Here is a 23,529-nt window from a genome sequence, read left to right on the forward strand (position 1 = left end):
GGCGGGAGGCTCAGGAACGCAGTCCCACGCCGCGCTTGAGCAACTGCAGCGCCACGATCGACAGCCCCGCCACGAACCCCAGCATCACCAGGAACGCCACGCCGATGTTGACGTCGCTGATCCCGAGCACGCCGAAGCGGAACGCGTTGACCATGTACAGGATCGGATTGGCCCGCGAGATCGCCTGCCACGGCTCGGCCAGCATGTTGACCGAATAGAACACGCCGCCGAGGTAGGTCAGCGGCGTCAGCACGAAGGTCGGCACCAGCGCGATGTCGTCGAACTTCTTGGCGTAGACCGCGTTGACGAAGCCGGCCAGCGAGAAGATCGTCGCGCCCAGCAGCACCGAGAAGAACGTCATCACCGGGTGCGCCACGTGCAGCGAGGTGAAGAACAGCGCGATCAGAAGCACCAGCACGCCCACCACCAGGCCACGCGTCACCGCGCCGGTGACGTAGCCGAGCAGGATCACCCAGTTGGGCATCGGCGAGACCAGCATCTCCTCCACCGCGCGGCTGAACTTGGCGCCGAAGAACGAGCTGGAGATGTTGCCGTAGCTGTTGGTGATGATGCTCATCATCACCAGCCCCGGCACGATGTACTGCATGTAGGAGTAGCCGCCCTGGATCGTGCCGATGCGGCTGCCGATCAGCTTGCCGAAGATCACGAAGTACAGCGTCATCGTGATCGCCGGTGGGATCAGCGTCTGCGTCCAGATGCGCATGATGCGCACGATCTCGCGGCGCACGATGGTGCCGAGGGCGACCAGGTTGGCGCTGGTGTTGCTCATGCGCGTGGAGTCCGCGTGGCCGGTAAGGTTGTGTTCCCGGGTGGAGGGCAGGGGCGTGCTCATGCGGCCTTCTCCTTGCCCGTCTCGCGGCCGCCTTCGACGAGCCGCACGAACAGTTCCTCCAGCCGGTTGGTCTTGTTGCGCATCGAGGTCACCGTGATGCCGTGCGAGGACAAGGCGGCGAACAGCGAATTGAGGTCGTGGTTGCGCGACATCTCCGCCTCCAGCGTGTGTTCGTCGACCTGGCGGATCGCCACGCCCGGCATCGCCGGCAGCGGCCCCGGCACGGCGGCCACGTCGAACACGAAGGTTTCCACATCGAGCGTCGCCAGCAGCCGCTTCATCGTGGTGTTCTCCACGATGGTGCCGTGGTCGATGATCGCGATGTTGCGGCACAGCTGCTCGGCTTCCTCCAGGTAGTGCGTGGTGAGGATCACCGTGGTGCCGGCCGCGTTGATGGCGCTGACGAACTGCCACATCGAGCGGCGGATCTCGATGTCCACGCCGGCGGTGGGTTCGTCCAGGATCAGCAGGCGCGGCTCGTTCATCATCGCGCGGGCGATCATCAGGCGCCGCTTCATGCCGCCGGAGAGCATGCGCGCCTGGTGCTGCGCCTTGTCCCACAGGCGCAGTTCCTTGAGGTACTTCTCCGCGCGCTGCGCCGCGATCCTGCGCGGGATGCCGTAGAAGCCGGCCTCGTTCACGCAGATGTCGAACGGCTTCTCGAACTGGTTGAAGTTGATCTCCTGCGGCACCAGGCCGATCAGCTTCATCGCCTCGTTGCGCTGCTGGTTGACCGAGACGCCGAAGATGCGCGCATCGCCGCCGGTCGAATTGACCAGCGAGGAGAGGATGCCGATCAGCGTGGACTTGCCGGCGCCGTTGGGACCGAGCAACGCGAAGAAATCGCCCTGCTGCACGGTCAGCGAGATGCCCTTGAGGGCTTCGACGCCGTTGCCGTAGGTCTTGCGCAGGTTGTCGACGACGAGTGCGGGAACCGCTGTATTGGGGAGTGGTGACATGGGCTGCACCATGGGGGCTAGCCCTTTATTATACGAGGCCGTTTACCCGCCGCCCGCTCACGCCGGGCGTGCCTCCCGCTCCGGAATCCCATGGCCGACCATTTCACCCTCCGTCTCGTCGACAGCTTCATGCTTGCGCCCAGCGTGCGCCACCTGGTGTTCGAGCGCGTCGACGGCCAGCCGCTGGCGTTCCAGCCCGGGCAGTTCCTGCAGGTGCATTTCCACTACGACGACGGCACGCCGACCAAGCGCAGCTATTCGGTCGCGACCGTGGGCGACGGCAGCGCGCCGAACACGCCGTATGAAGTCAGGCGCATCGAGATCGCGGTGAGCTACGTGGAGGGCGGCGCGGCGACGAAGCTGCTCGGCAATCTGCAGCCGGGCGAGACGATCGAGGCCAGCGGCCCGTACGGGCGCTTCTGCCTGCAGCCGGGCGACACCCATCCGCGCTACCTGCTGATGGCCACCGGCACGGGCGTGACGCCTTACCGCGCCATGCTGCCGCAGATCCGCCGGCTGCTCGCCACCGGCGGACGCGAAGTGGTGCTGCTCTATGGCGCGCGCAACGAGGAAGAGCTGCTCTACGGCGAGGAGTTCGAAGCCTTCGCGAAGGAAAACCCCGGCTTCACCTTCCACGGTTGCCTGAGCCGCCAGCCGCGCGCGGTGCCGCGCCCGCACGACCGCAGCGGCCACGTGCAGGGCATGCTGGCAGAGCTCGCCCCGCATGCCGACCGCGACATCGCCTACCTGTGCGGCAACCCCAACATGGTCGACGCCGCGTTCACCGCGCTGAAGGAATACGGCCTGCCGGTCGCACAGATTCGCCGCGAGAAGTACATCTCCTCGCGTTGAAAGGCCGGTTAGCTGGCACGAGGAGCCTCGGCCAGAACGCGAAACGACCGTCCAATCGCGCACTGCTCCCTCTCCCCGCAGGGGAGAGGGAGCAAAGCGCCGTCGCCCCCTTCCGTAGCTATCAGCGCGGCGCGGGCGGCATGCCGGGCGGATCGTCACCGGCGCGCTGACCGCACTCCGGACAGAACCGGCTGCCGGCCGGCAACGGGGTGCTGCAGTGGCTGCATTGCGTGGAGACGGCAAGCGCGTGGCCGCATTCGGGGCAGAATTTCGCGCCGCGCGTCTCGGCGTGGCAGGCCGGGCACACCAATTGCCTGGGCGTCTGTACGTCCACCTTGGCGGCCAGCGCAGCGCCGGCCGCCTGCGCGCGTTCCATCGCCGCGGTGCGCTGGCCCTGGCTGCGCGCCACCTGCACGCTGGCGGCAAGGTCGGGCGCGCAGTTCTGGCACAGCCCGCTGTCGGAGTTCCAGCAGCGCGCGCAGACGTAGTTGTGGCATTGCGCGCAGCGGTTGAAGTGCGCCTTGGCCGCTTCGATGGCCTGCTTGAACGCGGTGTCGCGCGCGGTGCCCCAGCCGGCACGGGCGAGCCCGTCCACCGCGTCGTCCACGTTGTAGCCGACGTTGCCGAGCAGGTTGCCCAGAAAGCCGCTGGCCTCGCGCATCCAGCCGGAAGCGCGCCCGCTCGTGTACGGCGCGAACGGTGAACGCCAGGTGTCGTTGCAGCACTCGCAATAGAACTCGAACTGGAACCCCGAGCCGGTACCGCTCTGGATGCTCAGGTCGCGGCAGTTGTCGGCGAAATGAAGATCGTCGCTCATGCGTGCTCTCTACATCGATGAAAGGGAAAGCTGGATCGCTGCGCGGGACAGGGAGGTGGCCTGCCGCCGTGGCTGGCAGCTACGGTGGCCGGCCTCATTGTTCGACCAGCTCGACGCGGCGGTTCCTTGCCTTGCCGGCCTCGTCGTGGTTGCTCGCCACCGGTGCGTAGGAGGCCAGTCCCTTGGCGGCCAGCCGCGCCGGAACGATGCCGTAGTGCGTGACCAGCGCCTTGACCACCGCCTCGGCGCGCTGCTGCGAGAGCGCCAGGTTGTGCGCGAGGCTGCCGCTGTCGTCGGTGTGGCCGACCACGTAGGCCTTGAGCGCGGGCTGGGCCTCGAGCAGCGCGGCCATCTGCGCCAGCGTCGCATCGGACGCCTTGTCGAGCACCGCGCTGTCGCTGGCGAAGCGGATGCCGTAGAGCGCGATGTGGCCTGCCTGCGCGAGTCCGCGGGCCATCGCCCTGGCGTCGACTGTGACCTGGCCGGTATCCATCGGTTTGGCTTCCACCACCTGCAGCAGCACGCCTATCGGTTCCTGCTCGCGTGCGCTCTCGTGCTGGCTCACGAGCACCGACACGTCGAGCGCGCCCGTTGGCCGGTCCAGGTGGGCGGTCAGCGCGCGGGTGTCGCCGTCGATGGCGTACAGGCTCTGCACCATGGCGTTGCGCGCGCCACGCCCGAGCTTGTCCAGCAACGGCGAAATGAGCCGGTCGGAAAATTCGGCGCCATCGCCGCACGTCGATCCCGCGCAGGCGAAGCGCGTGGCGAAGCCCGCCGTGTCCAGCGCCTGCGCGAAGTTGCGGTAGACCTCCAGCGTGGACTTGCCCGGCGGGACCACGTAGGCGATGCGTGTGACGCGCCCCGCGAGCGTCTCGCTCTTGCCGAGGCCGTGCCTGGCACTGTCGTAGGGGCCCAGCGGCAGCGAGGCCTGGTCGTAGGCCACCTGCTGGTAGCCGACGATGGCCGAACCGGCGAAGCGCGAGACCACCGGATGGTCGTGACTGCCGGGCAGGTCGGCGGGGGGCCGATCCGTGCCGCTGGCATGCGCGGCCACGCCGGCCAGCAACAGCATCCCTGCGAGCATGTTCGAACGACGCATGTCCTTCTCCCTGCCAAAGCGTCGGAACGATAACGCATGCGTTGCGCCGATTCGCGCGATCGTGCGCGCTGTCCTCGGAGACGATTCAGTCAGCGCTTGCGCCTGCGGCCACAAGACATGAACTGCGTCGCAGTTTCTTCCGATGGGCGCGTCGATGCACGGAATGTTCACATCGGCCACGGGTAAGTTCCGGCGTGCTGGACGGGCAGACGGAACTGCGTTTCTCCAGCGCGTGTGCGTGGTCAAGGAAGCAGGGACTGACCAGGGGACGCACTGCCAATGACAGGCTGGACCGCCGCCTCCGGGCGTGGCCGTCCAAGGTATCCATAGAGAGGGTGGAACCCATGAAGCAGTCGCGCGCACGCAATTCCTTCCGTCGCCTTCGCCAGCTCGGCCAAGGCATGACCGAGTACATCATCATCACCGCGCTGATCGCGATCGCCGCGATCGCCGCCGTCACCTACTTCGGCGGCACCGCCCGCGCGCAGATCGGTGGCATGGCCCAGGAGCTGGCGGGCAAGTCCGGCAAGCAGGACATCCAGCGCGCCGGCAACCAGGCCAACCAGGCCCATTCCGAAGCCACCACCGACAAGACGCTCAACAGCTACGACAACAAGACCGCGCAGTAAGCGGCTTGCGCATGTCGCGCGGATCGCCGGCGCAGGCCGGCTTCCGCACGGGCCATCCCCGACGAGGTCACCGTTCCTGTGCCGCCTGCGGGCGGTGCAACGGGGAGCGCATAGACAGGGATTTCGCATGAGCGATCGGTACGGCGCAGGTTCGCGAAGCGCAGCTGCCGCCCGTGTGGGCGGACGCTGGCGCGCGCGTGGACAGGCGCTGGTGCTGGCCACGATCGCGTTGCTGGTGCTCTGCGTCGGCGTGATCGTGCTGTTCGATACCGGCATCGCCGTCAACAAGAAAACCCAGCTGGTCAACACCGCGGACGCCGCCGCCTACAGCGTGGCGGTGCAACAGGCGCGCGCCTTCAACACGATCGCCTACCTCAACCGCGCGCAGGTCGCCAACGAGATCAGCATGGCCCAGGCGGTCAGCATGTACTCGTGGATGGGCTACATCCAGAGCGGCACCGACCACATGGCCAAGGCGCTGGAAGTCATCGGCGTGGTGACCTCGGAAATCGGCATCGGCGAGATCCTGCTCGAGGCCGGCCAGATCATGGACAGGATGAAGTCGGCCATCAAGCAGGTCCGGGCCGGCCTCAAGCCCGTGCTCGAAGGCGTCGTGGATACCTTGAGCGCGGCCAACAAGCTGTACGTCGGCGCCGAGGGCATCGTGGCCCGCGACGCCTACGTCGACAGCGAGGTGGTCGCCGACAGGGTGGTCAAGGCCAACGCCGCCGATGCGTCCGGCCGTCCCGGCTACGGCAACGAGCAGATGCGCGTCAGCGACGTAAGCAGGCTGGCGCTGGTGGCTCAGGCGCATGCCGCTGCGCGCTACGTGCGCGAATACCACTCCATGAAACTCAACCCGCAGGGCCGGCGCGAGAGCGGCTTTCGCCGCGCCGACGCCGACCGCTACGTCAACGTGGTGATGGAGGCGCGCGATCCGTTCACCCGCGGCCACCACGACTCCTACTTCGGCATCTTCGACGAATCCGAAGGCACCGACATGGTCGACTACAGCCGATGGGTCGGCGTGGACACGTTCAACTTCGACCTGCCCGGCTGGCTTTCCTGGATACCCGGCGCACCCGACAACGTCCCGCTGGCCTGGGCGGCCGCGGCCGCCGTGCGGCGCAACACCCGCGCCCGCGCCAGCATCTATCTCTGGGGCATCAACAACGGTCGCGGCTGGACCTCGCCCTACGACCTGGACCACCACCGCCACGACAAGGCCTATCAGGGCGCACTCGGCAACGGCATGGCGGGCGAACTCGTCGCCAACGACCCGGCCGATGCCGAAGGCGGCGGCAAGGCTTCCGATGCGCTGCTCAAGGGGTACACCGGCTTGCAGAACTACTATGACGTGGTCGACAACAAACACGCCAACCTGCCGTATCGGCCCGATGGCGATTACGGCGTGGACGACAAGGCCTACGGCCCGATCTTCACGGTGCAGGTGGAGCAGCCGGTCGCCAGCGTTCATACCAGTAAGCAGTTGGGCATCGGCGCGGGCCGCATGCGCCAGGTCGACAGCGCGGACAACGGCGCGATCAGCGCGCTGGCCAGCGCGCAGGTCTACTTCAGCCGGCCGCGCGACCGCTGGCCGTTCGCCCGCCAGATCGACGACCGCCGTGAACTGGGCAACCTGTTCAGTCCGTACTGGCAGGCGCGGCTGGTCGATACGCCCGAATCCATCCGGCTCGGCTTCAAGGCCGGCAGCGTGGTGATTCCGTGAGGGCGCGCGCATGGCCGACCGCCGCCGCGGTGCTTGCGCTGGCCGGATGCCTGCTCGCCGGCTGTTCATCCGGCCAGGCGTCGGCGCCCGCGGAAGGCGACGATGGCGCGGACCGCAGCGACATGCCGCCCATCCACGTCGTGCAGGAGCACTGGCAGGTGCTGAAGGGCCAACCGGCGCGGGAAAGCGCCTACCGCCAGGCCCTGGCCAGCTGCCAGGCGCACAACCCCGGCGCCACCGTCCCCTTGCCCGGAGACATCGCCGGCAAGCTGGGTCACAAGCGCGTGGAGTACTGGGCGCAGGGGAGCCGGCAGGCGACCCGCGAGGAGAACTGGGACTGGGAGTTCGACCACGGCCGGGGTTGCCGCTTCAAGCCGGTGCGCGAAGCGCAGCTGGCGCTCGATGACGGCCACACGCTGCTGCTGATCGACCTGGACAAGCACACCGCCGAACGCGAGCCATCCGAGCCGCCGGCACCCGGCGCGCCGATCGACGACGAGGCGATCGCCGATGCCGCGCGGGACGGGTTGCGCTACCTCGGCAAGCAATCGGCGGCGGGCCAGCCCTGCCGCGCCTGGGAGGCTGGCCCGCAGCGGCCGGACGCCGGCTACCGCACCTGCTACTGGGCCGGCGGGGAGCGCTGGGGCATCGGCGGCATCGGTGTGGAGGACGACGACAGCAGCGACCCGTTCGTGCTGTGGTCGCGCCCGGCCGACGGCCGCAGCGGCTGGGTCTACCAGGTCAAGTCCATGACGGTCGGCGAACCGATCGACCAGGACGTCTTTTCCCCGCCTTCGGGCATCCGCATCGCCGATTCGGATCCGGATGCCACTTCCCCGAACGGATGACACCATGAGCCAGGCCAAGCCGACCCTTTCCCTTCTTGTCTTCGCGGGCGCGCTGCTGGGCGCGTCGGGCGTGCAGGCGACCAAGCATCCGGCGGTGACCGCGATCGCCACGCTGCACGACGTCCAGGTCGACGGCAGCCACGGCTACGGCGGCGCCGACAGCTACGACCAGGGCGGGCCGTCGGGCGAGTACGAGGCGATCGGGATCCGCGACGCCAAGGTCGGCGACTACCAGCTCGAGCAGCTGAGCGCGCTCACCGACCTGCCGGTGAAGCGCGGCGCGACGAAGTACCTGGGCCACCCCTACTCGCACGTCAGCGCGCGCTGCAAGGCGGTGCGCATCTACCGCATGCACGGCAAGCTGTACGGCCAGGGCGAGCACTGCACCATCAGCGAAGCGTCGCGTTGAGATGAACGCCGCAGCGCGCCGGACCATGCTTGCCCGCCCGCGCCGCCAGGCCGGCCAGGCCCTGGTGGAGATGGCCGTCGCGCTGATCGTGCTGGTGCCGCTGGCCGCCGGCATCACGCTGCTGGGCCAGTACGCGCACATCAAGGCGCAGAGCCAGGCCGCCGCGCGGCAGGCGGCCTGGAAGGCCACCGTGCAGCCGGGCTACGCGATGCCTGCGCGCGGCACCACCGAGACCTCGCTGCGGGTGCGCCAGTTCGGCATCGCGGCGGCCAGGCTCCGGTCCGCCGAGCGCCCGCCCACGACGCTCGACGATCCGATGCTGACCGACTTCGCCGGCCAGGCGCTGCTGCTGCCCGGGGACGTGAGCCTGGCCGTCTACCGCAACGAGGCCTCGCCCGGCCTGATGGAAAAACTCACCGGCGCCATGGACGGGATCACCGGTTCGCTGGCGCCTGGCTCCTTCCCGCCCAACGACAAGGGGCTGGTGACCGCCGAGGTCCATGCGCGCACGCAGCCGATTCGCCACCGCGACGGGTCGGCGGTGCAGATGCTCGATCCGCTCGACCATGTGCGGCTCGACATGTCGGGGCGCAGCGTGCTGCTGGCGGATGCCTGGAACGCCTCCGGCGCCGGCGAGAACCGCGACGGCGACCCGATCAAGATCGCCTACGACCGCCGCAGCGTGCGCCAGCAGATCCGTCTGCTGGCACCGGCCGGTCTGGTCGGAAGCACGGCGTCGCGCGAATTCGCCAAGGTCAGCGGATGGCTGTCCGAGTTGCCGGTGCCGTTCTTCGACGGACGCGGCGAACTGCAGCTGGGGAAGGCCGCGCCGGACGTCGTGCCGGCCGACAAACTGGTGCGGTATGAAGCGCACTGACGCGCGCATCGCGCTGGGCTGCATCCTGTCGGCGATGGTCGCCACGGCCGCCGCCGGCGACTGGCCGCAGGTGCCGCTGCCGCAGGGTTCGTCGGTCAGCGCGGTGGCGGGCCACATGGTCTACAACGGCCTGGACATGCGGCCGCAGACCTTCCGCTCGGCCGCCTCGCCGCAGGACCTGCTCGCCTTCTACGAACGGACCTGGGGGCCGCGGCGGGTGGTCAACCAGCTCGCGGACGGCTCGCGCATCGTCGGCCACCGCGAGGGCGACTACTACATCACGGTGCAGTTCCGTGCCGCCGGCACCGGCAGCACGGGAAGCATCGGCGTGATGGACCTGTCTTCCGCACCCGACGCGCCGCCGGAGCTGGGCAAGGGCCTGCCTCGGCCGCAGGGCACGCACGTGTTCAACGACATCGCCTACCCGGACGATCCGGTGCCGGCGCGCACGGTGGCGATGCGCAACGCCCTGTCGGTGCGCCAGAACGCGCAGTGGTTCGAGGAGCGGCTGCAGGGCGAAGGCTGGAAGCCGGCCGCCGCCAATCGTTGCCGCGACGACGGCTGCGTGCAGCGCTACGAGCGCGGCGACAGCAAGCTGACCCTGGTGCTGAGCGGCGAGGGCGGCCAGTCGCAGATCGTGCTCAACGAGCTGCAGCCATGACCGGCCGCTCCGCATGCCCCCATCATGCGCGCCATCGCCAGCGCGGCGGCGCCGCGGTCGAGTACGTCGTCGTGGTCGGCGCGCTGCTGGCCATGCTTGCCTTCGGCGGGCCGGCGATCAGCCAATTGCTGAAGGCGCTGCACGACGCCTGGACCAGTTTCCTCCACGCCCTGTCGATCTCATGGATATGAACCCAGCAACCCGGGCCGTCCCGCGCGGCCTTCCGAAGATCAACCGCAACGTGGCCTTCCTGCTGGTCGCCATCGGGTTGGGCGCGGCGGCGAGCCTGCTCGCGGTGCGCTACGTCAACAACCAGGTTGCGGCGCGCACGCAGACCGCTCCCACGCCGACGCGCCAGGTGGTGGTGCCGGTGCACGACCTGGCCAAGGGCGCGAGCCTTACCCAGGACGACATCGCCACGCGCGACGTGCCCGCCGACTTCGTGCCGGCCGATGCGATCACCCCGGCGGACTACCAGCGCTACGTAGGCCAGCTGTTGCGCGCGCCGCTGGCGCAGGGCGCGCCGATCCCGGCCAGCGCGGTAGACCTGGTCACCGACCATTTCTCCAATGTGATCGCACCGGGCAAGGTGGCGTACACGATCCAGGTGGACGAGACCAGCTCGGTCTCCGGCCTGATCGTGCCGGGCGACCATGTCGACCTGCTCCTGCTGCTCAGCGGCGACGGCGCCGGACGCGAGCAGATCCGCCCGCTGCTGGCCGACGTGCCGGTGCTGGCCACCGGCCGCCACGCGCGCGGCCTGCGTCCGCAGGACGGGCAGGCCGCGGACGGCAGCTACTCCAACATCACGCTGGGGCTGGTCCCGGCCGACGCGCAGCGCCTGGGCATGGCGATGAAGGTCGGCGAGCTGCGCGTGATGCTGCGCCCGGCCGGCGCGGACGACAACTACAACCTCAAGCTGTTGAGCAAGGCCGACCTGCTGCGGCAGGGACGGCCGGTCCGCGGCAACGGCATCCAGTTCATCATCGGCGGCAACGGATAGGCATGGAAGAAATCATCGGATCGACCCGCGGCGCGCCGCCGCGGCTGCGTCGCAGGACGGCACGCAAGGGACCCGGGCGGCGCGTGCCGCTGCTGGCCTGCCTGGCCATGCTGCTGGCCCCGGCGGCTCGTGCCGAGGCGCCGGTGATCCCGGACGCGATCACCATGTATGCCGGCCAGGCGCTGGTGCAGAACGCGCCCGGCCCGCTCAAGCGCGTGGCGGTGGGCGACGGCAAGCTGATGCAGGTGAAGATGGTCGGCACGCGCGAGATGGTGCTGATCGCCAACCAGCCCGGCGACACCTCGCTGCAGCTGTGGATGCGCAACGGCGACCGCCGCAGCGTGTCGGTGCACATCGGCACCGGCAACAACGCGCAGGCGGCCGAAACGATCGGCAAGCTGCTTTCCGGCAGCGAGCACATCAAGAGCGAATCGATCGGCGGCCAGGTCGTGCTCACCGGCAGCAACCTGTCGCCGGAGGAGACCGCGCACATCGCGGCGATCAAGAAGCTCTACCCGCAGGTGCTCGACTTCACCACCGCCAACGCCGTGCAGATGCGCCCGGTGGTGATGATGAAGGTGCGCATCATGGAGTTCGACAAGAAGAAGCTCGACGAGCTGGGCATCAAGTGGGACAGCGTGATCGACGGCCCGGCCGGCGGGCTGGAGCACAACTGGATCACCAATCCCTACTTCGGCGTCTTCCCCGGCAGCGAGATCGGGCAACAGTTCAAGGACCTGGGCGTGCTGCCGGGCACGCAGTCGTTCCTCGGCATCGCCACCTCGATCACCTCGCAGATCAACCTGCTCATGCAGACCGGCGACGCCTGGGAACTGGCCGCGCCGCAATTGGCGGCGCGCAGCGGCGGCGTGGCCGACTTCCTGGTCGGCGGCGAGGTGCCGATCCCGATCCGCCAGGCGTTCGGCGAGGTCACCGTCGAGTACAAGCCCTACGGCATCAAGCTGCACATCGCGCCGGTGGTCAACAGCGCGGGCGACATCGCCACCGACATCCAGACCGAGATCAGCCGCATCGACCCGACGGTCAACGTGCTCGGCTACCCGGGCTTCCTCACCCGCCGCGCCGAGACGCAGCTCAACGTGCATGCCGGCGACACCATCGTGATTTCCGGCCTGGTCGACGCCACCGCCGCCAAGACCTTCGACAAGCTGCCCGGCCTGGGCGACATCCCGGTGCTGGGCGCGCTGTTCCGTTCGCGCAACTTCCAGCGCAACCGCACCGACCTGGTGATGTTCATCACGCCGACGGTGGTCGATGCCAATTCGCCGGAGAACCGCGCACTGATCGAGAAGAGCGACCGCCTGCGCGACGACCTGCGCAAGGTGGCCGGCAGCGAGATCGTCGACTGAGGCTGCCATGTTCGAAGTGCTGATCGAAACCGCCAACCGCGACCCGCGCCAGGTGCGCTGCCTCAACGCCGCCTGCGGCATCGGCCGTGGCGAGGACAACCTGGTGATCCTGCAGGGCTGGAACATCGCGCGCGAGCACGCCACCTTGAGTGCGCGGCGCAACGGCGTGTTCATCGAGGTGCTGTCCGGGCGTGCGCCGATCGCGGTCAACGGCAGCCGCGTGCAGAGCGAGCACGGCCCGCTGCACCGCGACGACGTGGTGACCATCGGCGCCTACCGGCTGCGCGTGCTGGCCGATCCCGCCGAATCGACGGTGCCGGTCACGCCGCCGGCGTCCAACGCGCCCGATGGCGCGATGCACGAGCCGGCGCCCGTGGCCGCACCCACGCCCGTGCCCACGGCCGCGCCGGTGCCGGCGAGTGTGCCGTCCACCGTGGTCGCGCCGCCGGACATGCTCGAGTGGCGCACGCGCGTGCACCAGTCGCTGGTGCGCCAGATGGACCTGCGCCGCGTCGACGTGCGCGGGATGAGCGACGAGGAACTGCGCAGCAAGACCGCCGCGCTGATCGACGAGATCATCGCGCGCGAGTTCGACGACCTGCCGCGCAGCATCAACCGCCGCCGGCTGGCCAAGCAGGTGCTCGACGAGGCGATCGGCTTAGGCCCGCTGGAGGACCTGCTCGCCGACGAGACCGTCACCGAGGTGATGGTCAACCGCTCCGACGAGATCTACATCGAGCGCGCCGGCCGCATCGAGAAGTCGCCGGTGATCTTCACCAGCGACAAGGCGGTGCTGTCGGCGATCGAGCGCATCGTGGCGCCGCTGGGCCGGCGCATCGACGAGAGCTCTCCGATGGTCGACGCGCGCCTGGCCGACGGCTCGCGCGTCAACGCGGTGATCCCGCCGGTGGCGCTGCGCGGGCCTTCCTTGAGCATCCGCAAGTTCAGCAAGCGCAAGCTCACCGGCGACGACCTGCTCGCCTACGGCTCGACCAGCGAGGCGATGCTCCAGTTCGTGCAGGTGGCGGTGCGCGAGCGGCGCAACATCGTGGTCACCGGCGGCACCGGCTCGGGCAAGACCACGCTGCTCAACATCCTGTCCAACTTCATTCCCGACGAGGAACGCATCGTCACCATCGAGGATGCGGCCGAACTCAAGCTCAGCCAGCCCAACCTGGTGTCGATGGAATCGCGTCCGGCCAACCTCGAAGGCAAGGGTCTGATCACCATCCGCGACCTGGTACGCAACGCGCTGCGCATGCGCCCGGACCGCATCGTGGTCGGCGAGTGCCGCGGCGGCGAGGCGCTGGACATGCTGCAGGCGATGAACACCGGCCACGAGGGCTCGCTCACCACCGCGCACGCCAATTCGCCGCGCGATGCGCTGTCGCGCCTGGAGGTGATGGTGATGATGGCCGGCATGGACCTGCCGATGGTGGTGGTGCGCGAGCAGATCGCCTCGGCGATCGACCTGATCATCCACCAGCGCCGCTTCCCCTGCGGTTCGCGCAAGATCACCCACATCTGCGAGGTGACCGGCATCGAGAGCGGCACCATCCAGACCCAGGACCTGTTCGTGTTCCGCGCACGCGACCAGCGGGGACCGGGCGGCAAGGTGCGCGGCGAGTTCAGCCCCACCGGCGCGGTGCCCGAGTTCTACGAGGAACTGGGCGAGCGCGGGGTGGCGGTGGACATGTCGATCTTCCGTCCGGCCGGCGAGGGCTAGCCGATGGCTCCGCGGGCATCCTTCCGGGCAGGCGCCATCTATCGGAGGGCCGGCGCATGCTGACCATCGCGCTCGCCGTCTTCCTCTGCACCGCCATGGCCGGCTTCCTGCTTGCGCGCGCTTCGGTGGTGTTCTGGGGGCGTTATCGGGAGACCTTCACCGAGCAGGCGCGCTTCAACCTGGCCGACCTGTTCCTGTTCATGGACACGCGCGGGCTGTTCCGGCTGAACGTGGTGGCAATCGTGCTGGTGCCGGCGGTGCTGTGGCTGGCCACCGGCAATCCGCTGCTGGCCATCGCTGCGCTGGTGCTGGTAATGGTGCTTCCCAAGAAGCTCTACGCCTGGCTGCGCCAGCGGCGCATCGACAAGATCCAGCAGCAACTGCCCGACGGCTTGATGATGGTGGCCGGCAGCATGCGCGCGGGCCTGGGCTTCACCCCGGCGCTGGAGAGCCTGGCGCGCGACGTCGAGCCGCCGCTGGCGCAGGAGTTCGCGCTGGTGCTGCGCGAGCAGCGCATGGGCGTGAAGCTCGACGACGCCCTGCAGCACTTCAACGACCGCGTGCCGGTGCAGGACGTGGCGCTGTTCGTCTCGGCGGTGGCGATCTCGCGCGAGGTCGGCGGCAACCTGGCCGAGAGCATGGCCTCGTTGGCCGACACATTGCGGCGGCGCCTGATCATGGAGGGCAAGGTCAAATCGCTCACCGCGCAAGGCCGCCTGCAGGGCATCGTGATGGCGCTGATGCCGGTGGGCCTGATCGGCTTCCTCTCCTTCGCCTACCCGCAGACCATGAACGCGATGTACCACACGCCGACCGGCTGGGTGGTCATCGGCATCGCCGCGGTGATGGAGTACCTGGGCTACCGCATGTGCCGCAAGATCATGAGCATCGACATATGAGCGTCATGCTGGTCGTGCTCGCGCTGGCGATGGGCGGTTGCGTCGGCTTCGGCGTGTGGTCGATCGGCGGCCTGCTGCGCGAGGTCCCCGCCGACGAGCGCCACTTCCAGGATCCGCTGCCGTTCGGGCTGCGGCTGATCTGGCCGTTGGTCAACGCGGCCACCTTCGCGATCGGCCCGCGGCTGTCGTCCGACAAGCTGGAAAAGGCGCACCACGAGCTGCAGACCGCCGGCCAGGATTTCGTGCTCACGCCGGAGCAACTCTACGGCCTGCGCGTGGTCGGCGCGGCGCTGGTGGTGCTGTTCGCCTGGGCGCTGCTGGGGCTGCTGCACCGGAGCGGCGCGATGGCCTACCTGCTGGCCAGCGCGTTGGGCGCGGGGCTGGGCTGGCTCTATCCCAACCTGTGGCTGGGCGAGCGGCGCAACAAGCGGCGCCGGCTGGTGATCAAGGACCTGCCGGTGTTCCTGGACTTCATCACCATGGCGGTGGAGGCGGGACTCAACCTCACCGGCGGCATCGAGCAGGCCACGCTGAAGGGACCTCCCGGCCCGCTCTCGCAGGAGTTAAACCGGCTGTTGCGCGACATGCGTTCGGGTCTGCCGCGCGCCGAGGCGCTCAAGCGCATGGCAGAGCGCATGGACATGTCGCAGATCTCCAGCTTCACCGGCACGCTGATCCAGGCCGACCGCGTCGGCGCCAGCCTCGGCGACACCCTGCGCGCGCAGGCGGCGCAGCGGCGCGAGGAGCGCTTCCTGCGCGCCGAGAAGCTCGCGCTGGAGGCGCCGGTGAAGATGATGCTGCCACTGGTGATGTTCTTCTTTCCGTTGATCTTCCTGATGCTGGGCTATTTCATCTACCTGCGCATGAAGCAGGAGGGGATCCTGTGAGGATTTGCCTCGTGAGGGCCGGCGCATGAAGGCCGGCAGCATCTGGCGCGGCGCGCAGCTGCTGGTGCCGCAGGCCTGGCGCGCCGACCGGCCTTGGAGCCGCGCGCGCGGCCTGCTCGGGCGTTCGCCGCTGCGCGCCCGCGCGGCGCAGGCGCTCTGGCTGGTGCCCTGCGGCGGCATCCACACGATGGGCATGGGCTACGCGCTGGACGTGGTGTTCCTGGATCGCGAGGGCCGCGTGCTCGCCTGGCACGAGGCCGTCGCACCCTGGCGCCTGCGCCAGTGCCGCGGCGCGCGCCAGACGGTGGAACTGGCGGCCGGCTCGATCGCCGGCCTGGAACCGGCACGAGGGGAGGTGTGGCAATGGCGCGCGGCCTGAATCGATTTCCCGCACTCTTGTGTGCGCTGGCGCTGGGCGGTTGCGCGGGCCACGCCCCGCGGCCGGGCCACGCCGAGGCACTGGCCAAGCTGGAAACGCGTGCCGCGCAGGATTACGCCGCCGGCCGCCTTCCGCAGGCGCTGGCGGCCTACCGGCAACTGGTCGAGCGGGTGCCGAAGGATCCCCAGCTGTGGTTCCGCCTGGGCAACGTGCAGACCCGCCTGCAGCAACTGGATGGTGCGGCCGATGCCTATCTGGAAGTACTGGCGCTGTCGCCGCGCGATGCGAAGGCCATGCACAACCTGGGCGTGGTGCGCCTGCGTCAGGCCGAGTCGGCATTCGCACAGAGCGCGGCCAGCGCCGGCGGCACGCAGCCGGCGCTGCACGGCCGCAGCGCGCGCATGGCCGATGGCATCGCGAGGCTGGCCGGACCGGAACCGGCCTCTGCCGCCGCCGGGGCTTCGCCATGAACGCGCGCCGGCGGCGCCAGCGCGGCCAGGCGGTGGTCGAGATGGCGGTGGTGATCGCCGTGTTCGGCGTGTTCCTGCTCGGCCTGTTCCAGATGATCCTGTTCTACCGGGCAAAGAGCCTGGTCGACTATGCCGCGCTGCAGGCCGCGCGCAGTGGTTCGGTGCACGGTGCGCGGATGAGCGCGATGAAGACCGGCCTGGCCCGCGGCCTGATGCCGCTGTACGCGCACTCGCCCGACACTGCGGGGGCAGCCAAGGCCTACGCCGAGGCGCTGGTCGCCGCCAACAATCCGCTGACCAGCGAGATCCAGGTCATCAGCCCTACCCGGGCCGCCTTCGCCGACTGGAAGGAGCGCCAGTACGACGGCGCGCAGGCCATTCCCAACGACAGCCTGGCCTTCCGTCCGTCCACCCTGGGCAGCCGCAGCGGCCTGTCCGTGCAGGATGCCAACGTGCTCAAGATCCGGGTGGTCTACGGCTACAAGATGATCGTGCCGGTGGTCGACAAGATCGTCATCGCCGCGCTGCGCCTGACCGGCGGCCTGGACGCCCGCGAGCGGCTGATGCTCGAAAGCGGCCGGCTGCCGATCGTGGCGCAGGCCGTGGTGCGCATGCAGAGCCCGGTCCGCGACGACGGCAGCCTGCCCTGACACGCGGGAGCGGGCCCGCTTCAGGGGGACGCCGCCTTCAGTTTGTTTCCGCAGCGTCGATAAGTAACCCGCGATCGGTCGCGCCCGCCTAACGGATCGACCGCTAAAACCCTCGAGGCCGCCTCATCCGCCGCAAAAGTGTGACGGCATTCACGCTTTCCGACGGAAGTCCGTCGCGCGCCATAAAGACCACGCGGACTCCGCCGAAAGCAGTTATAGCTGCCGGGGAATGGCTCCGGAGCGCGCGAGGGTCAAGCTATGGCGAGTCGGTTCGGCAAGTTCGTGGTCGGTGGCCTGGCGGCCTCCCTGCTTACCCTGCTGCCCGGCCCGTCTGCTGCCGAGCAGGCCTCGGCCACCCTGCGGGTGACGCTGCGGGTGGTGGCCTCCTGCAGCGTGCAGACCCAGCCGCTGGCGCTGTCCGACTACACCTCCGGCGGCCAGGCCACCGGCACGGCCTCGCCGGGCGCGATCGACGTGACCTGCGCGCGCGGCACGCCGGCTGCGGTGTACCTCGAAGGCAATCGCACCCTGCAGGGCCCGAGCGGCGACCGCGTCGCCTACGAAGTGCGCGCCAACGGCGCACCCTGGCGGGCCGGCGAAGCCATTCACGTCAAGGGAATGGGGCAGACGCCGGTGCACCTGGCGCTGTCCGGTTCGGTGCCGGCCGGGCAAAAGGTGGCGATGGGCGACTACGAGGACCAGGTGGTGGTCCGGGTCGTCTACTGAGCGCGGCTGATCGCCATTCGCCGCCGCGTGCGGATCGCCCGTCGCATCGACGCCAGTTGACCCGAACCTCAGTAGTACACGTACACCGTTACCGCATCGAAATAATCGCCGCCCGCAGGCATGCCCTGGTTGGCGGCGATCTTGCCGTAGACGGTGTAGCTGTCGCTCGCGTTGCTCGGCTGCGTGTCGGTTCCGTCGGTGTTGCCCCAGACGTTGTTGAACCCGCTGTCGCGGTAGAGCTGGTAGGCGACGTAATCGCTGTGGGTCGGGCCGCCGCGCAGCTGCCGGCTGCCGTTCTGGTAGTTCTTCCCGTTGTCCAGCCCCACCCGGTAGCCGTTGTGGAAGTTGCAGGCGACGGTCAACGTAGTGGTCGCGGTAAGCCCGCTGGGATCCCCGTTGGCCACGCCGAAATCCATCGGGCTGGTGGTCACCTGACAGGTTTTCTGCATGTTGGCCGACACCATGAAGCCGCCGATGCTGCCGCCGCCCGAAGCGCCGGCGCAGCCGACACCGGACGCTCCGGTGTCGAAGGCCACGTCGCCACCGCCGTAAAGGGCGCTGTAGGTGCCGGTCTTGTTGGAGTTGTACGAAACCTGGCTGGCGTCGATCTGCGCGTAGATCGGCACCGTGACGGGCGGGCTGGTCCCGGGAACGCCGCCTAGTGCCGCGGGCACCGATACGGTGCGCACATAGGGCGTTCCCCATTTGCCGGGGGTGTTGTACTTGCTGCCCCAGCCCTGGGTTCCGTTGACGTCCAGAAAGAGCTGGTAATCAAGGTTGCCGTTGCGCGGTCCGTCCATCGAACGCTGCGTGGCGCCGCCCGGATTGCCGATGCTTATGCAGGCGTCGATGGTCTTGGCCACGGCGTTCGTGTTGCTGCAGTAGTAGGTCAGGAAGCCGGTGGTCTGCAGGTTGCTGTTGCCGTTGAACGTCACATCGAGACCCCAGTAGGAGGGATCGACGTTGCCGAAGGTGACACTGGTGATGGTCGCGCTGCAGCTGACGCCGGCGACGCTCGCCTGCGCCGCGTCGAGCGGGGCCATGCCGGAGGGCGCCAGCCACTGGCACAGGGCGAACAACCCGCCCAGCCACAGCCAGATGCGAATGCGTCGGATCATGGCGCCTTCTCCTTCGTGCAGGTGAGCGGTCCGATCTGCGGGATGCCGTCGCCCTGCTTGCGGTAATCGAAGCGGGTGCTGCAGGTGCCGCCTTCGGGCAGGCTCACTTCCAGCACGTTGTGCTCGTCCAGCGCGTCCAGGTAGGCCGCGCCGTCGAAGCCCACCATCGCCGCCTCTCCGTCCTCCCCGCGAACGCGCACCTGGCTGCCCAGCGGCAGTGGCTTGCCGGCGGCATCGCGCAGCAGCACCGAGGCGGCACGGATCGGCTTGAGGTCGAAGCGCACCAGCGTGCCGGCGCGGTCGGTGGGCGAGGCCTGCAGGTCGATCGGACCCACGTGCACGTCGGCCGGCAGCTGCATCGGGTCGATGCTCAGCTTGTTGTTCTGGTAGGCGTTGAGCGGCGTGACCAGGAGCAGGCCGTGCTCGTCGGTGTGGCCGATCGGGTTGTTCTCCAGCTTCACCGGTACGTCGGGGACGCCCTCGGTGGAGACCACCGCGAAGCCGTTGTAGATGCTGCGCGCGGCGAAGGCATGGCCGCCCATCAGCACCAGCGCGCCGTTGCCGCCGGCGTACGCGGTGCTGTCGCCGCTGAAGCGCATGACGCCTGCCTGCGCCTGGCCGTAGCGGCCCAGGTAATCCAGTTCGGCCAGGCCGGTATGGGCGCCCTCGCCCTGCTGCGTCTGCGCGCGCCAGCCGAAACCGCCCTCGGTCGGCAGCGAGCGGGTGATGCTGGCGTCGAGCATGTTGCGGCTGCCCTGGTGATCCAGGCCGGTGCTCATGAAGGTGCGATCGTCCAGCGACAGGCTGAAGCTCAGGAACACGCTGCGGTCGCGCGCGTCATCCAGATTCTGGTTGAGGTTCAGGCTGAGCGAGGCGCTGCGGCCGAACGAGCGGTACCAGTAGCCGCTGGCGTAGCGGCTGGTCTGGTCCAGGTAGCGCAGGTGCACGTAGCTGACGCCGAAGTTGCCGAGCACGCGGGTGCTGATGCCGCCCTGCACGCTTGCACTCAGCCGCGGCGACGGACTGCCGTACAACGCGGCCACGTCACGGTAGCCGCTGCTGCTGTGCGTGCCCTGCGCGCTGAAGTTGAAGCGGTTGTTGATCCACTGGTAGCCCAGGCTCAGCTGCGAGCCGTCGAGCCCGCGATAGCTGCTGCGTGCCGCCGACGCTGACAGCACGCCGGCGGGACCGAGCAGCCAGTCGCCGCCGACACCGGCGTTGGCGAGGTTCTTCGCCACCTCGGCGTGTGCGCTGGCGGTGAACCGGTCGGTCAGGCCGCGGCGCCAACTGCCGCTGCCCATCGGGTCGCGCGCATAGGAGAACGAGCGCAGGCCGTAGTCCTCGCGCACGAAACCGAGCCCGGCCGACCAGTCGGTCAACCCCTTCTGCAGCAACTGCTGGGCGTCGTACAGCGCGAAGTCCACCGTGGTGACGCGGCCCAGCGCGTCGGTCAGCACCAGTTGCGCGTTGCCTGCGCCGTTGATGCCCGGTACCGCGTTGAGCTGGAACGGGCCGACCGGGACCTGGCCGCTGTACTGCTTCATGCCGTTGACGTACAGCTCCACCTGCGAGGGCAGGGTCGCCTGGCCGAGGAACTGCGGCAACGGCGCGGTGACGCGGTAGGGCTGCAGCGCGAAGTTGGTGCCGATCTGTACGCCGCCGATGCGGGTCGGACGCGACCACGACGTGCCGCCGGTAAGCGTATCGCCCGCTTCCAGCGTGAGCATGTGCTCGGGAAACGAGCGGGTCCAGGTGGTGTCCAGGCGCACCGAGCGGCCGCGCCAGTCGCCGTCGGTGCGGTTGGCCTGGGTCAGCCCGGTGCTGCTCAGCACGCCGGCGCCGCCGAACAGGCGCAGCTCGGTGTAGGCGCTGGCGGTGGCACCACCTTGCGTGTCGTGGGTGGCGTAAAGGTTGTAGTTGAGCAATGCGCCAGGCGAGGCGCTGGCGTGCGGCGCCGACCGCCCCTGCGTGCTGATCACGTGGGTCGAGAGGCGCAGCAGCTTCAGCGGCACGGTGAGCGTGGCCGACTGCTGTTGCGCGTCGTAGCTCACCTGGACCCCGGACAGGCTGTCCAGGCGGATCGGATCGGGGCCGTCCGCCGGCAGCAGGAAACCCAGCTGCTGCAGGGTGGCGCGCGAGGCCCACAGCTTGCCGTCGCGGTAGCCGAAGTGCACCAGGCCGCGATGGGTGCCGTTGAGGGTGAGGTCCAGGTAGAGGTCGGTGGCGTCGATGGACGCCATCGCGCCCACCGGGTCGAGCGCCAGCGCGGTTCCCGCGGCCGCGTCGGGACCGCTGTCCAGGTCGACCGCCATCGCGCGCGTGGCGGTGGCGATCAGGCAGGGCAGCAGCAGCGACTCAGCGAGCGCGATCGGCCAGCGAGATCGTTTGCGTGGCCTTCGCGCCATTGATCGTTGCCTCCAGCGTGCCGGTTCCGGCGAAGACCGTCGCCGACTGCTTGAGCGTCCAATGCATGGTGGCGCCCGGGAGCACGTAGCCCAGCAGGCCGCCAGCGATGTCCGTGCGCTTGCCTGCACGGTCGAGGTAACTGATTTCGGCCAGTTGGGCGTGGCCGGTGCCGGTGTTGGAAACCACCAGCGCGGCATGGTCGCCCTCGCGCTGCAGCGTCCAGTGCAGGTCGGGGGCCACGGCCGTCCCGCCCTGCGGCTCCACGAACACCGGCACCGAGTAATGCAGGACGAACTGCAGGCCCTTGCGTCCGCTTTCCTTCACCGGCAGCTCGTCGATGGCCAGCCGGTAGGCCGCCTCCGCGGCGCCGCCTGACGGCGGCGCGCCGATCCGGATCACCCGGATCAGCTGGCGGTCGCCCGGCCCGATGCCGAGCATCGGCGGGCTGATGACCAGGTCCTGCGAGGGCGTGAGCTGGTCCGCGCCATCGGCCTGGGTCCAGCGGTACACGCGCACCTGCGCGTGGACCTGATCGGTGCCGGTATTGCTGAGCCACAGGCCGTCGGCATGCTGCACCGGCTGCAGGGTCAGCGATACCGGTGCGACCTGCAGGCCGCTGGCCCACGCGCTGGCGCCGGCGAGAAGCAGGCCGGCGCACAGCAGCAGGCGGAAGGTGGAACGCCGGGCCATCGCTTGCTCAGTAGGTCACGTTGACCGAGACGGTGTCCGCGTACGAATCCGGCGTGACGTTGAGGTTGGCAGCCAGCACCTTGCCGTAGACGGTGTAGTTCTGGCTGTTGCCGTTGCCCGTGGAGTCCTGGGTGTTGGTGCCGGCGGTGTTGCCCCAGGCGACGCTGTTGCCGGCGTCCTGGTACAGGGCATAGGCGACGGTATCGGAGTTGCCAGTGGCCTGGCCGGCCATCGTGCCGGTGCCGTCGGTGCTGTTGGAGCTGGGCTTCAGGCCGATCTTGTAGGCCGTCGTCTTCGAGCACTTGACGTTGATGTTGCTGGCGTTCTGGGTGACGTCGGTGGTCGAGTCGGCGTTGGCGGTACCGAGGTTCAGGTCGCCGCTGGTGGTGATCGAGCAAGCCTTGTTGACGGTCAGCTTGACCTGGAACGTGGCGGTCGTGGCCGCCGAGGCGCTGACGGCAACGCCGCCAAGAGCAAGCAGGGCGGAAGCGAGCAAGGTCTTCTTGAACAGCATGGGTCTTCTCCGGGAAATGGGCTTGTTGCCGGGCCCGCTCCGCAACAGCCGTGCCAAGCGGCTGTGTGCAGAGCGCACAGGCGGGTGTTTGCCGGGGAATTAAGGCTGCGGAGCGGCTTCCAGCGCGCGGGTCCTGCGGCAGCCAAGGATTTGGCGGCTTGACACGGCAGGTCCCCCAACTGCCGCGCCGTGTCACTAACTTGACGAATGTGACACGGTTCTCATTTTTTCACAGGTTCTTCACCAGCGGAAGCCGTCGGCTGGCGATTTTGTAAAGCGTACTTGACACGGCGAGGTCGTCGCCCCTACGCTGCCTGTCAAGCAACCTTGACACCCGACCCCGATGGCACGCTTCAGCGAAAAGCAGTACCGCCGCCAGCTCAGCTTCGCGATGGTGGCCTACATGGCCGCGATGCTGCTGGTCTGGCCGCTCAGCCGGACCGCGGCCAGCGTGCCGCTGAAGGTGCTGCTCGCGGTGGTGCCGGTGCTGCCGATGCTGTTCGTGATCGGCCTGATGGCGCGGCGGATCGGCGCCAGCGACGAGTTCGAGCAGCGCGTGCACCTGCTGGCGCTGGGCGCCGCCACCGCGCTGCTCGGCGCGCTCAGCCTGGTCGGCGGCTTCCTCGACGCGGCGGGCGTGCTGGCCTTGCGCGGCAGCGTCCTGATCTGGGTGTTCCCGGTGACGATGCTCGGTTACGGCGCCGCGCGCTGGTGGCTGCTGGTGCGCCATTACGGCGGCAGTGCCGGCTGCGAGGGCGGCTCACCGGCGTGGCAACTGGGCCTGCTGGCCGTGCTGGTGCTGATGGTGCTGGGCGTGGCCTGGTGGCGCGGGCGGCTGGACGCGTTCGAGACCGGCCTGTTGTTCGGCCTGGCGCCCGGCGTGGTGATCGTGCTGGCGGTGTTCCTGTGGCGGCGGCGCCGCACGGCCGACAAGGACTGAGGCGGTGGCCATGTCGCC

Annotated in this window: 26 protein-coding genes; 18 read left to right on the plus strand and 8 right to left on the minus strand. The window is 69.1% G+C overall.

All coding sequences use genetic code 11. The features are described 5' to 3' along the window. Window positions 1-10: 10 nt before the first annotated feature. Both AAIL17_RS01730 and AAIL17_RS01735 read right to left on the minus strand, forming a co-directional pair. A complete protein-coding gene (locus AAIL17_RS01730; RefSeq protein WP_424681114.1) occupies window positions 11-790 on the minus strand; it encodes an ABC transporter permease in 780 nt (259 codons plus the stop codon). 59 nt (window positions 791-849) lie between these two features. Continuing rightward, window positions 850-1,812, minus strand: a complete 963-nt coding sequence (locus AAIL17_RS01735) for an ATP-binding cassette domain-containing protein (protein ID WP_424681078.1) — start codon at window positions 1,810-1,812, stop codon at window positions 850-852. 90 nt (window positions 1,813-1,902) lie between these two features. On the opposite strand from AAIL17_RS01735, the gene AAIL17_RS01740 reads away from it, so the two are divergent. Beyond that, on the plus strand, window positions 1,903-2,664 hold the full coding sequence (locus AAIL17_RS01740; RefSeq protein WP_424681079.1) for a ferredoxin--NADP reductase: 762 nt from the start codon (window positions 1,903-1,905) through the stop codon (window positions 2,662-2,664). A 121-nt stretch (window positions 2,665-2,785) separates the two neighbouring features. Here the strand turns inward: AAIL17_RS01740 and AAIL17_RS01745 are convergent, their stop codons facing one another. Together AAIL17_RS01745 and AAIL17_RS01750 are read right to left on the minus strand one after the other, a co-directional pair. Then, the gene (locus tag AAIL17_RS01745) at window positions 2,786-3,481 is read right to left on the minus strand and encodes a zinc ribbon domain-containing protein (protein ID WP_424681080.1); all 696 of its coding nucleotides are present in this window, start codon (window positions 3,479-3,481) and stop codon (window positions 2,786-2,788) included. A gap of 94 nt (window positions 3,482-3,575) precedes the next feature. Next, window positions 3,576-4,580 carry a DUF4892 domain-containing protein gene (locus tag AAIL17_RS01750; protein ID WP_424681081.1) on the minus strand — a complete coding sequence of 335 codons (1,005 nt, stop codon included), beginning with the start codon at window positions 4,578-4,580 and terminating at the stop codon, window positions 3,576-3,578. A gap of 344 nt (window positions 4,581-4,924) precedes the next feature. Here AAIL17_RS01750 and AAIL17_RS01755 point away from each other — a divergent pair, with 344 nt between their 5' ends. The 16 genes from AAIL17_RS01755 to AAIL17_RS01830 all read left to right on the plus strand — a co-directional run bounded on the left by AAIL17_RS01755 (window position 4,925) and on the right by AAIL17_RS01830 (window position 17,843). Then, window positions 4,925-5,209: a pilus assembly protein gene (locus AAIL17_RS01755; protein ID WP_424681082.1), complete on the plus strand. Its 285-nt coding sequence runs from the start codon at window positions 4,925-4,927 to the stop codon at window positions 5,207-5,209. Between the two features lie 127 nt (window positions 5,210-5,336). Next, complete coding sequence (locus tag AAIL17_RS01760; RefSeq protein ID WP_424681083.1) at window positions 5,337-6,938, plus strand: TadE/TadG family type IV pilus assembly protein; 1,602 nt, start codon at window positions 5,337-5,339, stop codon at window positions 6,936-6,938. Then, entirely contained in the window at window positions 6,935-7,786 is an 852-nt protein-coding gene (locus AAIL17_RS01765) for a hypothetical protein (RefSeq protein WP_424681084.1), read from the plus strand. The genes AAIL17_RS01760 and AAIL17_RS01765 overlap by 4 nt, the downstream gene beginning before the upstream one ends. Window positions 7,787-7,790: 4 nt before the next feature. Beyond that, window positions 7,791-8,195, plus strand: a complete 405-nt coding sequence (locus AAIL17_RS01770; RefSeq protein WP_424681085.1) for a hypothetical protein — start codon at window positions 7,791-7,793, stop codon at window positions 8,193-8,195. A 25-nt stretch (window positions 8,196-8,220) separates the two neighbouring features. Then, window positions 8,221-9,072, plus strand: coding sequence for a TadE/TadG family type IV pilus assembly protein (locus tag AAIL17_RS01775; protein ID WP_424681086.1), 852 nt, complete (start codon window positions 8,221-8,223; stop codon window positions 9,070-9,072). Then, window positions 9,059-9,733 carry a hypothetical protein gene (locus tag AAIL17_RS01780; RefSeq protein ID WP_424681087.1) on the plus strand — a complete coding sequence of 225 codons (675 nt, stop codon included), beginning with the start codon at window positions 9,059-9,061 and terminating at the stop codon, window positions 9,731-9,733. Before AAIL17_RS01775 ends, AAIL17_RS01780 begins: the two co-directional genes overlap by 14 nt. After that, window positions 9,730-9,924 (plus strand): hypothetical protein, encoded by a 195-nt coding sequence (locus AAIL17_RS01785; RefSeq protein ID WP_424681088.1) that lies wholly within the window; start codon window positions 9,730-9,732, stop codon window positions 9,922-9,924. Before AAIL17_RS01780 ends, AAIL17_RS01785 begins: the two co-directional genes overlap by 4 nt. After that, window positions 9,921-10,736, plus strand: coding sequence for a Flp pilus assembly protein CpaB (gene cpaB / locus AAIL17_RS01790; RefSeq protein WP_424681089.1), 816 nt, complete (start codon window positions 9,921-9,923; stop codon window positions 10,734-10,736). Before AAIL17_RS01785 ends, cpaB begins: the two co-directional genes overlap by 4 nt. 2 nt (window positions 10,737-10,738) lie before the next feature. After that, complete coding sequence (locus AAIL17_RS01795) at window positions 10,739-12,106, plus strand: type II and III secretion system protein family protein (protein WP_424681090.1); 1,368 nt, start codon at window positions 10,739-10,741, stop codon at window positions 12,104-12,106. A gap of 7 nt (window positions 12,107-12,113) precedes the next feature. Continuing rightward, on the plus strand, window positions 12,114-13,832 hold the full coding sequence (locus AAIL17_RS01800) for an ATPase, T2SS/T4P/T4SS family (protein WP_424681091.1): 1,719 nt from the start codon (window positions 12,114-12,116) through the stop codon (window positions 13,830-13,832). Between the two features lie 56 nt (window positions 13,833-13,888). Further along, on the plus strand, window positions 13,889-14,731 hold the full coding sequence (locus AAIL17_RS01805) for a type II secretion system F family protein (protein ID WP_424681092.1): 843 nt from the start codon (window positions 13,889-13,891) through the stop codon (window positions 14,729-14,731). Next, window positions 14,728-15,618, plus strand: coding sequence for a type II secretion system F family protein (locus tag AAIL17_RS01810; RefSeq protein WP_424681093.1), 891 nt, complete (start codon window positions 14,728-14,730; stop codon window positions 15,616-15,618). The genes AAIL17_RS01805 and AAIL17_RS01810 overlap by 4 nt, the downstream gene beginning before the upstream one ends. A gap of 25 nt (window positions 15,619-15,643) precedes the next feature. Further along, the gene (locus AAIL17_RS01815) at window positions 15,644-15,997 is read left to right on the plus strand and encodes a DUF192 domain-containing protein (protein ID WP_424681094.1); all 354 of its coding nucleotides are present in this window, start codon (window positions 15,644-15,646) and stop codon (window positions 15,995-15,997) included. Continuing rightward, on the plus strand, window positions 15,982-16,467 hold the full coding sequence (locus AAIL17_RS01820; RefSeq protein WP_424681095.1) for a tetratricopeptide repeat protein: 486 nt from the start codon (window positions 15,982-15,984) through the stop codon (window positions 16,465-16,467). The genes AAIL17_RS01815 and AAIL17_RS01820 overlap by 16 nt, the downstream gene beginning before the upstream one ends. Next, a complete protein-coding gene (locus AAIL17_RS01825; protein ID WP_424681096.1) occupies window positions 16,464-17,117 on the plus strand; it encodes a TadE family protein in 654 nt (217 codons plus the stop codon). The genes AAIL17_RS01820 and AAIL17_RS01825 overlap by 4 nt, the downstream gene beginning before the upstream one ends. Before the next feature lie 258 nt (window positions 17,118-17,375). Next, on the plus strand, window positions 17,376-17,843 hold the full coding sequence (locus AAIL17_RS01830; protein WP_424681097.1) for a spore coat protein U domain-containing protein: 468 nt from the start codon (window positions 17,376-17,378) through the stop codon (window positions 17,841-17,843). A 68-nt stretch (window positions 17,844-17,911) separates the two neighbouring features. On the opposite strand, the gene AAIL17_RS01835 is transcribed toward AAIL17_RS01830, so the two are convergent. The 4 genes from AAIL17_RS01835 to AAIL17_RS01850 are packed head-to-tail and all read right to left on the minus strand — an operon-like array spanning window position 17,912 to window position 22,571. Beyond that, on the minus strand, window positions 17,912-18,961 hold the full coding sequence (locus AAIL17_RS01835) for a Csu type fimbrial protein (protein WP_424681098.1): 1,050 nt from the start codon (window positions 18,959-18,961) through the stop codon (window positions 17,912-17,914). After that, window positions 18,958-21,366, minus strand: coding sequence for a fimbria/pilus outer membrane usher protein (locus AAIL17_RS01840; RefSeq protein WP_424681099.1), 2,409 nt, complete (start codon window positions 21,364-21,366; stop codon window positions 18,958-18,960). The genes AAIL17_RS01835 and AAIL17_RS01840 overlap by 4 nt, the downstream gene beginning before the upstream one ends. Beyond that, on the minus strand, window positions 21,317-22,057 hold the full coding sequence (locus AAIL17_RS01845; RefSeq protein ID WP_424681100.1) for a fimbrial biogenesis chaperone: 741 nt from the start codon (window positions 22,055-22,057) through the stop codon (window positions 21,317-21,319). Before AAIL17_RS01845 ends, AAIL17_RS01840 begins: the two co-directional genes overlap by 50 nt. 7 nt (window positions 22,058-22,064) lie before the next feature. Then, window positions 22,065-22,571, minus strand: a complete 507-nt coding sequence (locus tag AAIL17_RS01850) for a Csu type fimbrial protein (protein WP_424681101.1) — start codon at window positions 22,569-22,571, stop codon at window positions 22,065-22,067. Between the two features lie 343 nt (window positions 22,572-22,914). Between AAIL17_RS01850 and AAIL17_RS01855 the strand changes: the two genes are divergently transcribed. Then, a complete protein-coding gene (locus AAIL17_RS01855) occupies window positions 22,915-23,511 on the plus strand; it encodes a hypothetical protein (protein ID WP_424681102.1) in 597 nt (198 codons plus the stop codon). Window positions 23,512-23,529: the final 18 nt, after the last annotated feature.

Origin of the sequence: Frateuria sp. YIM B11624, from assembly GCF_049727805.1 — a bacterium.
GTDB lineage: Bacteria > Pseudomonadota > Gammaproteobacteria > Xanthomonadales > Rhodanobacteraceae > Frateuria_A.

Bases quoted from the DNA above. Each gene is read 5' to 3' on its own strand.
- AAIL17_RS01750 (WP_424681081.1), bottom strand. From the start codon at position 4,580: ATGCGTCGTTCGAACATGCTCGCAGGGATGCTGTTGCTGGCCGGCGTG.
- cpaB (WP_424681089.1), top strand. From the start codon at position 9,921: ATGAACCCAGCAACCCGGGCCGTCCCGCGCGGCCTTCCGAAGATCAAC.
- AAIL17_RS01770 (WP_424681085.1), top strand. From the start codon at position 7,791: ATGAGCCAGGCCAAGCCGACCCTTTCCCTTCTTGTCTTCGCGGGCGCG.
- AAIL17_RS01780 (WP_424681087.1), top strand. From the start codon at position 9,059: ATGAAGCGCACTGACGCGCGCATCGCGCTGGGCTGCATCCTGTCGGCG.
- AAIL17_RS01800 (WP_424681091.1), top strand. From the start codon at position 12,114: ATGTTCGAAGTGCTGATCGAAACCGCCAACCGCGACCCGCGCCAGGTG.
- AAIL17_RS01840 (WP_424681099.1), bottom strand. From the start codon at position 21,366: ATGGCGCGAAGGCCACGCAAACGATCTCGCTGGCCGATCGCGCTCGCT.
- AAIL17_RS01775 (WP_424681086.1), top strand. From the start codon at position 8,221: ATGCTTGCCCGCCCGCGCCGCCAGGCCGGCCAGGCCCTGGTGGAGATG.
- AAIL17_RS01730 (WP_424681114.1), bottom strand. From the start codon at position 790: ATGAGCAACACCAGCGCCAACCTGGTCGCCCTCGGCACCATCGTGCGC.
- AAIL17_RS01760 (WP_424681083.1), top strand. From the start codon at position 5,337: ATGAGCGATCGGTACGGCGCAGGTTCGCGAAGCGCAGCTGCCGCCCGT.
- AAIL17_RS01820 (WP_424681095.1), top strand. From the start codon at position 15,982: ATGGCGCGCGGCCTGAATCGATTTCCCGCACTCTTGTGTGCGCTGGCG.
- AAIL17_RS01845 (WP_424681100.1), bottom strand. From the start codon at position 22,057: ATGGCCCGGCGTTCCACCTTCCGCCTGCTGCTGTGCGCCGGCCTGCTT.
- AAIL17_RS01735 (WP_424681078.1), bottom strand. From the start codon at position 1,812: ATGTCACCACTCCCCAATACAGCGGTTCCCGCACTCGTCGTCGACAAC.
- AAIL17_RS01795 (WP_424681090.1), top strand. From the start codon at position 10,739: ATGGAAGAAATCATCGGATCGACCCGCGGCGCGCCGCCGCGGCTGCGT.
- AAIL17_RS01805 (WP_424681092.1), top strand. From the start codon at position 13,889: ATGCTGACCATCGCGCTCGCCGTCTTCCTCTGCACCGCCATGGCCGGC.
- AAIL17_RS01785 (WP_424681088.1), top strand. From the start codon at position 9,730: ATGACCGGCCGCTCCGCATGCCCCCATCATGCGCGCCATCGCCAGCGC.
- AAIL17_RS01835 (WP_424681098.1), bottom strand. From the start codon at position 18,961: ATGATCCGACGCATTCGCATCTGGCTGTGGCTGGGCGGGTTGTTCGCC.
- AAIL17_RS01855 (WP_424681102.1), top strand. From the start codon at position 22,915: ATGGCACGCTTCAGCGAAAAGCAGTACCGCCGCCAGCTCAGCTTCGCG.
- AAIL17_RS01815 (WP_424681094.1), top strand. From the start codon at position 15,644: ATGAAGGCCGGCAGCATCTGGCGCGGCGCGCAGCTGCTGGTGCCGCAG.
- AAIL17_RS01810 (WP_424681093.1), top strand. From the start codon at position 14,728: ATGAGCGTCATGCTGGTCGTGCTCGCGCTGGCGATGGGCGGTTGCGTC.
- AAIL17_RS01755 (WP_424681082.1), top strand. From the start codon at position 4,925: ATGAAGCAGTCGCGCGCACGCAATTCCTTCCGTCGCCTTCGCCAGCTC.
- AAIL17_RS01825 (WP_424681096.1), top strand. From the start codon at position 16,464: ATGAACGCGCGCCGGCGGCGCCAGCGCGGCCAGGCGGTGGTCGAGATG.
- AAIL17_RS01745 (WP_424681080.1), bottom strand. From the start codon at position 3,481: ATGAGCGACGATCTTCATTTCGCCGACAACTGCCGCGACCTGAGCATC.
- AAIL17_RS01830 (WP_424681097.1), top strand. From the start codon at position 17,376: ATGGCGAGTCGGTTCGGCAAGTTCGTGGTCGGTGGCCTGGCGGCCTCC.
- AAIL17_RS01740 (WP_424681079.1), top strand. From the start codon at position 1,903: ATGGCCGACCATTTCACCCTCCGTCTCGTCGACAGCTTCATGCTTGCG.
- AAIL17_RS01850 (WP_424681101.1), bottom strand. From the start codon at position 22,571: ATGCTGTTCAAGAAGACCTTGCTCGCTTCCGCCCTGCTTGCTCTTGGC.